The sequence below is a fragment of the Maribacter sp. MMG018 genome, assembly GCF_018100785.1.
Lineage (GTDB): Bacteria > Bacteroidota > Bacteroidia > Flavobacteriales > Flavobacteriaceae > Maribacter.
The window spans coordinates 160,881-173,373 of sequence record NZ_JAGJEC010000002.1; the positions used below are offsets into that span (position 1 = coordinate 160,881).

9 protein-coding genes and 2 tRNA genes are annotated in these 12,493 nt (G+C 37.7%); 9 read left to right on the forward strand and 2 right to left on the reverse strand.

Annotation, left to right across the window (positions count from 1 at the left end; all coding sequences use genetic code 11):
* Nucleotides 1-21 precede the first annotated feature (21 nt).
* The 3 genes from J8L85_RS08965 to J8L85_RS08975 all read left to right on the forward strand — a co-directional run bounded on the left by J8L85_RS08965 (nt 22) and on the right by J8L85_RS08975 (nt 2,389).
* Nucleotides 22-2,088 carry an HDIG domain-containing metalloprotein gene (locus J8L85_RS08965; RefSeq protein ID WP_247656616.1) on the forward strand — a complete coding sequence of 689 codons (2,067 nt, stop codon included), beginning with the start codon at nt 22-24 and terminating at the stop codon, nt 2,086-2,088.
* A gap of 111 nt (nt 2,089-2,199) precedes the next feature.
* Nucleotides 2,200-2,283: transfer RNA gene (locus tag J8L85_RS08970), tRNA-Ser, on the forward strand.
* Nucleotides 2,284-2,314: 31 nt separating this feature from the next.
* A tRNA-Pro gene (locus J8L85_RS08975) sits at nt 2,315-2,389 on the forward strand.
* A gap of 87 nt (nt 2,390-2,476) precedes the next feature.
* Here J8L85_RS08975 and J8L85_RS08980 read toward each other — a convergent pair.
* Nucleotides 2,477-2,977, reverse strand: a complete 501-nt coding sequence (locus J8L85_RS08980; protein ID WP_211016601.1) for an MFS transporter — start codon at nt 2,975-2,977, stop codon at nt 2,477-2,479.
* 12 nt (nt 2,978-2,989) lie between these two features.
* The gene (locus tag J8L85_RS08985; protein ID WP_211016603.1) at nt 2,990-3,826 is read right to left on the reverse strand and encodes an MBL fold metallo-hydrolase; all 837 of its coding nucleotides are present in this window, start codon (nt 3,824-3,826) and stop codon (nt 2,990-2,992) included.
* Nucleotides 3,827-4,087: 261 nt separating this feature from the next.
* Between J8L85_RS08985 and J8L85_RS08990 the strand changes: the two genes are divergently transcribed.
* The 6 genes from J8L85_RS08990 to J8L85_RS09015 all read left to right on the forward strand — a co-directional run bounded on the left by J8L85_RS08990 (nt 4,088) and on the right by J8L85_RS09015 (nt 12,405).
* Nucleotides 4,088-6,364 (forward strand): patatin-like phospholipase family protein, encoded by a 2,277-nt coding sequence (locus J8L85_RS08990; RefSeq protein WP_211016605.1) that lies wholly within the window; start codon nt 4,088-4,090, stop codon nt 6,362-6,364.
* Nucleotides 6,365-6,576: 212 nt separating this feature from the next.
* Nucleotides 6,577-7,107, forward strand: a complete 531-nt coding sequence (locus J8L85_RS08995) for a lipid-binding SYLF domain-containing protein (RefSeq protein WP_211016606.1) — start codon at nt 6,577-6,579, stop codon at nt 7,105-7,107.
* Between the two features lie 217 nt (nt 7,108-7,324).
* Nucleotides 7,325-9,703, forward strand: a complete 2,379-nt coding sequence (locus J8L85_RS09000) for a TonB-dependent receptor (protein WP_211016608.1) — start codon at nt 7,325-7,327, stop codon at nt 9,701-9,703.
* 20 nt (nt 9,704-9,723) lie between these two features.
* Nucleotides 9,724-10,602 carry a DUF4249 family protein gene (locus tag J8L85_RS09005; protein WP_211016611.1) on the forward strand — a complete coding sequence of 293 codons (879 nt, stop codon included), beginning with the start codon at nt 9,724-9,726 and terminating at the stop codon, nt 10,600-10,602.
* On the forward strand, nt 10,595-11,662 hold the full coding sequence (locus J8L85_RS09010) for a histidine kinase (RefSeq protein WP_211016612.1): 1,068 nt from the start codon (nt 10,595-10,597) through the stop codon (nt 11,660-11,662). The genes J8L85_RS09005 and J8L85_RS09010 overlap by 8 nt, the downstream gene beginning before the upstream one ends.
* Complete coding sequence (locus J8L85_RS09015) at nt 11,662-12,405, forward strand: LytTR family DNA-binding domain-containing protein (protein ID WP_247656617.1); 744 nt, start codon at nt 11,662-11,664, stop codon at nt 12,403-12,405. Before J8L85_RS09010 ends, J8L85_RS09015 begins: the two co-directional genes overlap by 1 nt.
* Nucleotides 12,406-12,493: the final 88 nt, after the last annotated feature.

Below are 12,493 nucleotides of genomic sequence, written 5' to 3' on the forward strand. Positions count from 1 at the left end.
GTATGGTTATATTTTCTATTTTTGAAACTACATACTTTAAATATCTATCAATTGGACAATCTTTACAAAAAACAGTCTCTTATCTATAAGTATGTACTATATGTTATAGCCATCGGGTTTATTGTTTTTTTCTTTCCAAAGGGCGGTAAGTTCAAATATGAGTTTCAAAAAGGGAAACCATGGCAATTTGAAACCTTATATGCTCCTTTCGACTTTTCAATAAAGAAAACGGAAGAAGAGATTACTAAAGAAAAACAGGAAATAGAGAATACCAGTGGTCAATATTTTAGGTACAATCAGCAAGTAGTCGATGAGGTTTACGATAAGCTAAATCTGGAGTTCGAGGAAATTTTTGGGAATTACGGACTTTCAGATTTTCAAAAACGAAGTTTAAAAGCTACGGCAGAAGATTTATTGGAGGCCATTTACAAAAATGGAATAATTGGGAGCAGTGCCGAACATATAAATGGCTCCTTCATTTATTTATTGAAGAACAACGAAGCCGAACGAGTAAGGGTTTCTGATTTTTATAGGGTAACGGAAATTGATAATCTGGTTAAAAAGAAACTTATAGGAGAAGGATTGGAGGGGTTTAGCAAAGATTTTCAAACCCTCTTTTTTGACCTTATCGTACCCAATGTTAGCTATGATGCGGATTTAACTCAAAAAAGTAGGGAAGATGCCCTTTCTAAAATTAGCTATACCAGAGGTACCGTAGATGAGGGTAAACTGATTATAGCAAAAGGCGAGGTCGTTGAAGGGGAAAATTTAAAGATCTTGGAATCTTTAAAAGCGGAGTATGAATCTGAGCTGTGGACGGAAAACAATTACTACTTTATATTAATAGGTTACACCGTGTTGGTGGCCTTGGTGTTGATAATGCTGTATCTCTTTTTAAAGAGGTATAGGCCCTTTGTATATGAGAACAATACAAAGGTAACGTTCATAGTTTTCAATATTCTACTCATGGTATTTGTCACTACCATGGTAGTTAAATATGACGATACACTGGTGTTCGTAGTACCGCTCTGTATATTGCCCTTAATCTTAAAAACATTTTTCGACGCTAGGTTAGGGCTCTTTTCGCATGTGCTTACAGTGCTTATTTTAGGGTTTGTAGTACCTAATAGTTTCGAGTATATCTTTCTTCAGATTATAACGGGTATTGTTACGATCCTCACCGTTTCAGAATTGTATAAAAGGGCCAATCTTTTTATATCCGTAGGTCAGATTACGTTGATCTATATCGTGGCCTATCTGGCTTTTCATATTATCCACGAAGGTAATCTGGATAATATATCTTGGTTCTCGTTGGGGCTTTTTCTATTGAACGGAATGATCACCTTGTTCGTACAACCATTAATTTATATATATGAAAAGGTCTTTGGTCTTGTCTCGGATGTGTCTCTGTTAGAGTTATCGGATACCAATTCTAAATTATTAAAAGAGCTTTCGAATAAGGCACCGGGTACGTTTCACCACTCGTTACAGGTCGCTAATTTGGCCGAGGCCGCGGCAAACGAGATAGGGGCGAACGCTATGTTGGTAAGGGTAGGGGCCCTTTATCACGATATAGGTAAAATGAACAATCCTACTTATTTTACAGAGAATCAGATTACCAATGTAAATCCGCATGATGATATTACCCCGAAAGAAAGTGCAAGAATTATAATAGATCATGTAATAAACGGTATAGAGCTGGCAAGAAAAAATAATTTACCGGATAGGATCATAGATTTTATCAGGTCTCACCATGGTACTACGTTTGTGTATTATTTTTATAAAAAGCAAAAAGAGTTGGAAGAAGAGGTGAACGAGGAAGATTTTAGGTATCCCGGTCCGTTGCCTTTTTCTAAAGAAACCGCCATATTAATGATGGCAGATTCTGTTGAGGCGGCATCTAAAAGTCTAAAAGACCCAACATTCTCTATTATTGATGCGTTCGTTGATAAGATTATCTCTGGTCAAATGAAGGCAAACCAATTCGTAAATGCAGATATTACCTTTAAAGAAATAGAAATAATCAAGAAAATCTTCAAACAGAAGTTAACAAACATCTATCATTTACGCGTGGAATATCCTGAGTAATAAGAGTGTAGTAATAACTTAAAAAAAAATAAGCAAAATAGTTGTTTAATAATGCTGATAAATTTACATTTGCATCCGCATTTTAAGCGAAAGTTCATTGAAGAAATTATTGGAGAGGTGCCGGAGTGGTAACGGAGCAGATTGCTAATCTGTCGACGCGCAAGTGTCGCATGGGTTCGAGTCCCATTCTCTCCGCAATTTTCTTCAAAATTTAAGATAACCTTTTCGGGGTGTAGCGTAGCCCGGTTATCGCGCCGCGTTTGGGACGCGGAGGTCGCAGGTTCGAATCCTGCCACCCCGACATTATACTTTAAAACCCGACAATCGTAGATTGTCGGGTTTTTTGTTTTTATGGATTTTGTTTGATGCCAAATGAATCTATTTAAAACTAATAAACAGCCATAAAACTAAATAGCCAGCCGAAATTTATTCCGATAAACGTACCAAAGGGTACACCTATAGCTGTGGCAACTGCCACACCCGTAAAAACGATAGCGGAAATGCGCCCCTGTTCCTCTAGCCTTGCTATCGAAATACCCACTAATGCCGCCAAGGGAACGAAAACGGCAGAACCAATTGCGGAGATAACACGACCAATAAGCACAATAGTATAATTGGAGGCAATCCCGACCAAAACCGTTAACATACCTATAATTAGCACAGTACGACAATCAGTTTTACCGCGAAGAGCGGAAAAAAGAGGTGCGCCTATGGCATATGATAGTGCGAAAACGGTAACCAGCAGACCTATTTGGCCAACAGTCACGTCAAGGCCAGTGGCCATTTCGGTAGAAATTCCTGCAACTATAAGGGAACTTATACCCGCTGCAAAGTTACCAAAGGCCAATGCATTTAAAGTTAGAGTATTTCCCTTGGGTTTTATAGCCATAAATTATATGAACTAATTTACTTGGTGGTAGGCCCATTGGATTCCCGGAGCTATACGGACAACTTCAATTTTAACATCATTGATAAGAGCGGCCGCTTTATCAGCATCATCCCCTGAACTTTTGATATGTATCAGGCCTGGAATAACAGGATGAGCGTCGTGAATGACAAAAAGAGTATCTGCTCCAAGTAACCTAGCCCCTTGAACAGCTTGTTCTCCACTCATTACAAGTTGATATATTCCGAATAGATGAACAGCATTCACAGGAAAAATAGCCACATCCACTGGTCCGTTCTTTTTCCTATACTCGGATAAGGGCTTAAGGTCGCGGGCTTCACTACCGAAGAAAACGGTCATTTTTCCTGATCGCAGCACATAGTTGTTTACGCGCCACATCATCATTTTCTGTGCTTTTACCGCTTCAATGGTTAAATCGCCCGAAGTGCGCTGATTTCCCCATTGCAGAACTTCTGCATTGTTAAAACCATATTTATTTGCACTTCTGATCTGCGACTTCATCGCCACGAAGACCTGAACATTATCTTTATTGTGCGGATACTCTACCAGGCTTTGCATCTGCCAATGGTCTAAAAAGGCATGACATCCAATTATTGCGGTCAAAGGAGGGAGTTCTTTTGGGCTTATTGCCACTTCTTCCTTGATACCTATCCTTTTCCAATTTAAGAAAAACGGATCGGTAAGAATGGCATACTTACCCATTTGTATCAATACGCATGCATTACTAACACGCTTAATTCTAAGATTATCATTTTTATCTCTCATGATAGCTTGTTTATAGTTTTTATATGGATGGTTTTTTAATAAGAGCATCCCACTTATGCACTTCAAAAATCGGTTACAGTATGTGCTTTTCTAGATAAAATATGATGAATCAGGAATATTCTTGATAAGTCAGTTTTTTTTCAAAATCAAGGCAATGATTCTTCTTGATATGCTTTTCTTAATTCTTTTTTACAGGATTTGACTCATCACCAAAAACGAGGTTCCATTTAATTTTTCAAGGGCTCGTCAAGATTGTTAAGACACATTTTGGTACTTAAAACTAGTTTTGGGTTTTGAGAAATTACTGGACCAACTTATGATTATGTCATGCAAAAAACCGTTTTCATTTTAATAACTCTATGTATTACCTCATTCGGTATAGCCCAGAAAACTATAAAAGCTGATGATATTAAAGTGGGGTTGGTGCTAAGTGGTGGTGGTGCAAAAGGCTTGGCGCATATTGGGGCCCTAAAGGTAATAGATGATTTAGGTATTCAAATAGACTACATTGGCGGCACCAGTATGGGCGCCATTGTTGGAGCGTTGTATGCCGCCGGATATTCAGCAACCGAACTTGATTCTATTTTTAGAGCTACCGATTTCACTACACTCATCCAAGATCATATTCCTAGAAATGCCAAGACCTTTTACAAAAAAGAAAATTCTGAAAGATATGTTCTGACACTTCCTTTTGATAAGTTTAAAATTTCGACACCGGCCGCATATTCCGGAGGTCACAATATCTACAGTGAATTGGTAAGATTACTATATCATGTAAGAGACACCAAAAAATTTAGCCAATTGCCTATTCCTTTTTTGTGTATAGCCACCAATGTTGAAACAGGGGAAGAAATAGTACTAGAAAACGGGTATCTACCGGAAGCCGTAATGGCCAGTGGAACTCTACCCTCTCTTTTCGAATCAGCTGAAATAGATGGTAATATTTTAATTGACGGGGGCGTCGTGAACAATTACCCTTTGGAGGAAGTAAAGAAAATGGGAGCGGACATCATAATTGGCGTGGATGTACAACATGGCCTTTCGGACCGGAGTGAACTTACATCTGCAATGGAAATCCTTAACCAGATCAACAATTTCAGAACGGTAAATTACATGAAGGAGAAATCAAAAAAAACCAACATTTATATTAAGCCTAATATGGAAGAATTCTCGGTACTGGATTTTGCCAGGGGAGATACTATCATTAGTTTGGGAGAGGCGGCAGCGAATAAAAAATATAATGAACTAAAACTATTGCCAAAATCCAAAAACAACAGCAACAGGCTAATTAAAGGGTTAAGACCTAACGATGAAATTAATATAGTTCAATTATCAATTACGGGAAATAACAAAAACTATTCCAGAGGATATATAAAGGGTAAATTAAGGTTTGAGCTTGGTGAAAGTATCACATTTGCCCAATTACAACAGGGAATGAGCAACCTTGCCGCTACAGGAAATTTTAATAGCATTCGTTACAGGCTTGTGTCAAACGATGTAGGGGACAACCTCATCCTGAAACTAGAGGAAAACCAGAACAAGACCTTTATAAGGTTGAGTGCCCACTATGACGACTTGTACAAAAGTGGGGCCTTGGCCAACTTGACCCATAAGAATTTTTTAATGAAGGATGATGTAGCCTCTTTTGATTTTATCGTTGGTGATAGACTCAGGTACAAATTACAATATTATGTAGATAAGGGCTCTTATTTGAGTTATGGCTTCAATTCAAGCTTCAACGATTTTGAAAAAACAATAGGTTTTGATGTCATTCAAAGCAATTATGAAGGTGCCGAAATTGATGATGTTCAAAACATAAACTTAGGGGTTACCGATTTTACCAACCAATTATACTTTCAGACTGTTTGGCGAGAGGAATTCGCCTTTACCTTAGGTCTAGAACATAACTTTTTAAAGTTTAGCACGCCAACTTTATCCAAAATATTAAACGAAAATACAGAAGGACAGACACAGTTTCAAGTTGATTCTGACAATCGTGTTTTGTTCGAAAAAAGTAACTATTATAGTATTTTTGGAAATCTTACTTTTGACACTTTTGATGACAAATACTTCCCTGTTAAAGGGTTATATTTTAATAGTAATGCACATTTTTACTTACACTCTTCCGATTTCAATAACAACTTCTCAGAATTCGCCGTTGTAAAGGCAAAACTTGGTCTGGCCACACCACTAACCAAAAACCTTTCTGTCAACATTCAATTTGACAGTGGATTGAAATTGGGAACCTCTGATGTCACCTCTTTTGATTTTGTTCTGGGTGGCTATGGCGCCGACCTTATCAATAACTTTGTACCCTTTTTAGGCTATGATTTTTTATCTATTCCAGGGAACAGTTATATAAGATCAAAGGGAACAATAGACTACGAATTTACACCTAAGAACCATCTACTTTTTTCGGTAGACTATGCCAATGTCGGAGATGACCTGTTCCAAACCGGGGATTGGTTCACGAAACCATCATTTACCGGTTATGGTATTGGGTATGGTTTAGAATCTTTTCTCGGTCCTATCAAAATAATGTACTCGTGGTCCCCAGAGGTTAATGAAGGAGAACTTTTCTTTAGTATCGGTTACTGGTTTTAGTATTGGAACTAGAGACCTAAAACAAACCCTTACCATACTCTTTACTTACTCCATTTAACCCATTTTAGTAAAATCAAGATGCCATAGGCGTTTTGACTTATCTTATAAAAATCCAAGTCTGTCCACAATTTCCATAACCTATCTTTATCCTCTTCCGGTAGTAGGCACTTGATTCTACATTTGTTGCTTATTAATTATAAAATCATACAAAAATGAAAAAATTAAAATCCATTACAGTACTATCCATGGTATTGGCCGTATCAGTGGCAACTGCTCAAACAAAAAACGAATCAAGAATCGCCAAGGATGCTGTCAACGCAAAAAAAGAATTGATAGCGAACAATCCCAATTTCGAAAACCTCTTTAAGAGTGCTGTGGGCTTTGCCATATTTCCTAATGTGGGAAAGGGGGGACTTATAGTAGGGGGAGCATCAGGCAAAGGTGTCCTCGTTGAAAAAGGAATGTTAACCGGTATTTTGGATATGAAGAAATTGAACATCGGTATGCAAGCGGGCGCTCAATCAACTGTTGAAGTATTATTCTTTGAAACCCAGGACGACCTTGACAGTTTTAAGAAAGGTAATTATGAATTTGGGGCAGAAGCCTCTGCCATAGTACTAAAATCGGGTGTTGGGGTCAATGCCCAATTTAAAGACGGCATTGCGGCATTTATATATCCAAAAGCGGGCCTAATGGCCGATGCCTCCATCGGCGGGCAAAAATTTAGGTACAATGCGCTGTAATAAACTTCTAAATATAAATTATAAGACCGTCCATGCAGGCGGTCTTTTTTTATGACCTTTTTTGAATTACAACTCAAACGCCATTAGATAACTTGGATAGCGTTCATCCAATAATTTTAAGGCTCATCAGAAATTCTCCACGCTCATCGTAATGCCTCATACTATACATTGATCATACCATAGTTTTACCCCAGATTAATAATTTAAAAGTCACAAAATGAAAAGATTAGTTTTCTGTTTGTTCTGGTTTACTTCCTTAACGCTGTCTGCCCAGAAAGAGTATTCCATAAGTGGTTACGTTAAAGAGTTTACCAATGGTGAAGCTCTTTTTGGAGTTAACATTATTGTAGATGGAGATAAAGGTACTACCACTAATGATTACGGTTTCTTTTCCATCAGTTTAAAGGAAGGAACTCATAATGTAGTGGTTAGCTATTTAGGTTTTGAAACCTTGGAACAGGAAGTGGTTCTGAATGCCGATACGAAATTGAACTTTAAAATGATAGAAGAATCCAATGCTCTTGATGAAGTTGTGGTTACAACTAATACCACCACTAGAAATATTAAATCTACGGAAATGAGCGTGGCCACCTTGAAGACTTCTACCATAAAGAAATTGCCAACAGGTTTGGGCGAGGTAGATGTTCTCAAATCAATTCAATTGCTTCCCGGTGTATCCAGTGTTAGTGAAGGTTCCTCTGGATTCAATGTGAGAGGGGGTTCTGCCGATCAAAACCTAGTGTTACTAGATGATGCAACTATATTCAATGCTTCCCACTTGCTTGGTTTCTTTTCGGTATTCAATGCAGATGCCGTTAAGAGTGTAAAGCTTTACAAAGGAGGTATCCCCGCAAACTTTGGTGGGCGCTTGTCCTCTGTACTAGATATTAAACAACGGGAAGGTAACGTTAAAGAATTTGAAGGAGAATTGGGCATAGGTCTAATTTCAAGCAGAGCACTCATACAAGGGCCAATAGGAAAAGGTAATAAAGAAGAAGGAAAAGGAAGTTACTTACTTGCCGGTAGGCGTTCCTATTTAGATGTGTTCTCTCCTTTATTGGAAGATTTAGATGATACCAAACTCTATTTTTATGACGTAAACCTTAAGGTAAACTATAACCTTAATGAAAACAATAAGCTATTCCTATCTGGATATTTCGGACAAGATAAATTTGCCATCAAGAATATTTTTGGTAATACTTATGGAAACGGTTCGGCTACTTTGCGTTATACAAGCGTATTAAACGATAAGCTGTTCTTTCAAGCTTCGGCCATTTACAGTGATTATGCCTATGAGGTAGATGTGTTAACTTCCGGTTCTGAGTTTAAATGGTCATCTAATATTGTAAATTATAATTTTAAACCAAGATTAAACTGGTACATTAGTTCCGGTAACACACTAAAAACAGGGGCAGATTTTACCTATTATAACTTTAATCCCGGTAAAATTTCCGCTATCAACAATTCCAGCACCAGCCCACAGCAATTTCAGAAAAAATATGCTCTTGAATCAGCTCCCTATGTTGATTTTGAACACAAAGTTTCTGATAAATTAAGTTTTCAATACGGCCTTCGCTGGTCTAATTTCCAGCGTCTGGGCAATGAAACGGTATCCATTTACGAAAACGGTACTCCTCTTAGCTATAACCCAACGTTGGACCTTTTTGATGAAAACAACGTGGTGAGCGAAGTAGCTTACGATTCAGGAGATGTTATTGAGAGTTTTAATAATCTTGAACCAAGGGCTTCCGCAAGATTCCTTTGGAACGAAACTACCTCTTTAAAGGCTAGTTACAACAAGACGTACCAGTACCTTCATTTAATATCCAATTCTACATCGGCCACACCCTTGGACATTTGGGCACCTAGTGGCCCCTATCTAAAACCTCAATCTTCCGATCAGTTTGCCTTGGGATATTTTAAGACTTTAAAAAACAATGCCTATGACTTTAGTGTAGAAGCCTATTACAAAGACCTTAATGACGTTACCGATTTTGTGGATGGAGCCGATTTACTGTTTCAAGAACAAATAGAGACTCAAGTCGTACAAGGTAATGGCCGCGCTTATGGTATGGAGTTTCAATTGAACAAGAATTCAGGAAAGCTAACAGGATGGCTTAGTTATACATTGGCACGCACGGAACGAAAGATTCAAGGTATTAATAACAATACATTTTATCCGGCCAATAATGACCAGCTTCATGAGGTAAGCCTTGTAGGCCTTTATAAACTGAATAAACGTTGGGATTTGGGCGCCAACTTCATCTATGGCTCAGGAAAACCAGTTACCTACCCCACTGGCAAGTTTGTTCAGAACGGGCTTGTGGTTCCCGATTATGAGGGTAGAAACGGAAATAGATTGCCCGCATTTCACAGATTAGACCTTTCCGCCACTTTGAATCCTAAAGAAGGAAAAAACGGCACTTGGATTTTTAGCTTGGCCAATGCTTACAACAGACAGAATGCAGCTACCATTTACTTTAGGGAGCGGGTAGATGAAATTAATAATATAGACATTCCTTCCGGACAGACAGAAGCCAGTAAGTTTTCCTTTTTGGGAATAGTCCCCTCGGTAACCTACCAATTTAAATTTTAAATAAGAAAAGAAAGTAGACTATGAAAGCTATAATAAAAACAGTACAACGCATTACATACCTTTGTTTAAGCATCATGATTCTCTCTTGTGAGACCGATGTTACTAATGATATTGACCTCAAGCAGTCTCCACCAAAATTAATTATTAACGGAGGTTTGGAACGCAATAGTAAAAGCCCATTAAAATCACAGCAGTTTCAATTGACAACTACCAATGATTTTCTATCAAAAGACCCCAATCCTTTTGTTAGTGATGCTCAAGTTAGTGTCACCGACGGTACAACTAATTATATATTTGATTATTCTGGAGATGGTATTTACATAAATGACGAGCTAGAACCCACTACGGGTAGTACCTATACTGTGACTATTAAATGGAACGGTGAGGTTTATGAAGGATCGGATACCTTGAACGAGGTGGCCCCGTTTGATCGGTTTTTTGCCGAATTTCAAGAAGAAACAGTTTTCTCGGATGAAGGGTATACGTTAAAATGTGATACTACCGACCCTGCAAATGTGGACAACTACTATTACTATAGGGTTTATAGAAATGGTGAGTTTGTAATTAAACCAGACCCCGGTAATTCTCAAATACTCATAACTTCCGATGAATTTTTTGATGGACAAAAGCGTATCGGAGCAGAAATTAATGGAGAAGTCACATTTAAAGTAGGAGATGTAGCTACCGGACAACAACTGGCCATTTCCGAAGGATATTTTGACTATCTTTTCGAACTGTTTACTCAAACGGGAAATACAGGTATATCTTTTGGGGGCAACCCACCACCTGCAACGATTAGAAGTAATGTAATCAACATGACCAATCCAAGCAATCGTGCTGTAGGTTATTTTTATACTGTTGATGTGGCCGAGGATAAATTAACCATAACAGATGAATAATAAAAAAAATACCGGTTTAAGAAGAAATAGGTTCTTATTATATTTTCTTATTGGTTTTTTAGTAACCGCATTGGATTTCCTTGGGGAAATAAACAATGGTGATTATATACTGGAAGAAGAGATTTTCTTTGCGGTACTTACATTGCCTTCTATTGTAGTAGTGACCTATCTGTTTTACTATTTGAGAAAATGGATAATGAATACTGGCTATTATAGAAATATCCGTGTCAAAGGAGGGTATCATCAACGGTTGTTTTGGGGAGTGGTTATTCTGGCCAAAGTCATTGGTATTACCTTCTTTACAAGGTACCTGTCTACACTAATGCTTCCCGAATTTGATAGTGGAGATTTTTTTGACCTTCTTTTTCTAGGCATATTCATAGGGCTTTCTTTTGTTGCTCTCTTTGTACATGCTTTGGAATCGTTTTCTGAACTACAAAGAGAAAATCAGCAGGTTCAGATTCGCTTACGGGATATTGAAAATGAAAAATTGATAGCTAAATTTCTTAATCTAAAGAACCAACTGAACCCCCATTTTTTATTCAATAGTTTTAATAGCCTAAGTGGGCTTATCACACAAGATCCCGAAAAGGCGGAATATTTCTTAAATGAACTCTCTAAAGTATACCGTTATACCCTGGATCAGTCTGATGAACTCGTAGTGCCGCTATCAAAAGAACTAGAACTTATGCGCAGTTACGTGGCACTGCAACAAATTCGTTTCAACAAAAGCTTAGTCGTAGATTATAATGTAGCGGCCTCCGATCTGGATAAAATGGTACCCCCAATGACTTTGGAACTTTTGGTGGAAAATGCTATAAAACATAACATCGTAGAAAAAGAGCGCCCATTGGAAATTACCGTTCGTACTTTGGGTAATTATGTAATTGTTTCCAATAATTATCAACCCAGAAACGATTCGAACAAACATGGGGAATCAACCGGAAAGGGACTGATGAATTTAACCAATCAATATACAATGATCCACACCGAAAAGCCTAAATTTGAAATTAAGAACGGTAAGTATGTAGCTATTGTACCTCTAATAGAATCAACCTAATGATCAAGGCTATCATCATAGAAGACGAAGAAATAGCAGCTATCAGGCTTCAGAACATGGTTCAGGAAATTGATGGTTCTATCGTTATACATAAAGTAATTCAATCGGTAAAAAAGGCCGTTGAATATTTAACGTCCAACACCCCGGACCTTATTTTTTTGGACATCCACCTTTCCGATAGTAATTCGTTTGAAATCTTCAATCACCTAGAGATTAAAACTCCTATTATTTTTACTACCGCCTATTCCGAGTACGCCTTAAAGGCTTTTCAACAAAACAGTATTGATTATTTGCTAAAGCCCGTATCAAAAGACACCCTACAAAAAGCCATAGAAAAATTCAAAACATTCGGTGGATCGGAGGTTCCTAACTATAAAGCTATTTTTTCAAGTGAGCACCACTACAAAAAAAGGTTCTTGGTTAAAATGAACAACACACTTCAAAGTATTAATATTTCCGAAATAGCCTATTTCTATTCAGAAGATAAAGTAACTTTTTCAAAGCTGAAAAATGGCAGGAACATTCCTTTAGACGACACGCTAAATTTCCTGGAGAACCAACTTGATCCCAAGGATTTCTTTAGGGTCAACAGAAAGTACCTTGTGGGCATCAATTCCATTACAAAAATGTACTACGCCTCAAAATCACGGATACAAGTTAACCTAGAGCCCAAGCCGAATGATTTGAATGTTATGGTTTCCGTAGAACGAATGGGTAAATTTAAAATATGGCTTTCCTCCTAAACCGGTGAATACAAATTTTCCACTCCCACTGACTCTATTTTAAAAACACTTAAGTAATGATTTCCTATTAAAGGAAAGAATAAAAAGG

What these genes read in the sequence shown, in the direction of transcription:
- J8L85_RS08980 (WP_211016601.1), bottom strand. Translation starts at nt 2,977, where the DNA reads ATGGCTATAAAACCCAAGGGAAATACTCTAACTTTAAATGCATTGGCC.
- J8L85_RS08990 (WP_211016605.1), top strand. Translation starts at nt 4,088, where the DNA reads ATGCAAAAAACCGTTTTCATTTTAATAACTCTATGTATTACCTCATTC.
- J8L85_RS08995 (WP_211016606.1), top strand. Translation starts at nt 6,577, where the DNA reads ATGAAAAAATTAAAATCCATTACAGTACTATCCATGGTATTGGCCGTA.
- J8L85_RS09000 (WP_211016608.1), top strand. Translation starts at nt 7,325, where the DNA reads ATGAAAAGATTAGTTTTCTGTTTGTTCTGGTTTACTTCCTTAACGCTG.
- J8L85_RS09005 (WP_211016611.1), top strand. Translation starts at nt 9,724, where the DNA reads ATGAAAGCTATAATAAAAACAGTACAACGCATTACATACCTTTGTTTA.
- J8L85_RS09010 (WP_211016612.1), top strand. Translation starts at nt 10,595, where the DNA reads ATGAATAATAAAAAAAATACCGGTTTAAGAAGAAATAGGTTCTTATTA.
- J8L85_RS09015 (WP_247656617.1), top strand. Translation starts at nt 11,662, where the DNA reads ATGATCAAGGCTATCATCATAGAAGACGAAGAAATAGCAGCTATCAGG.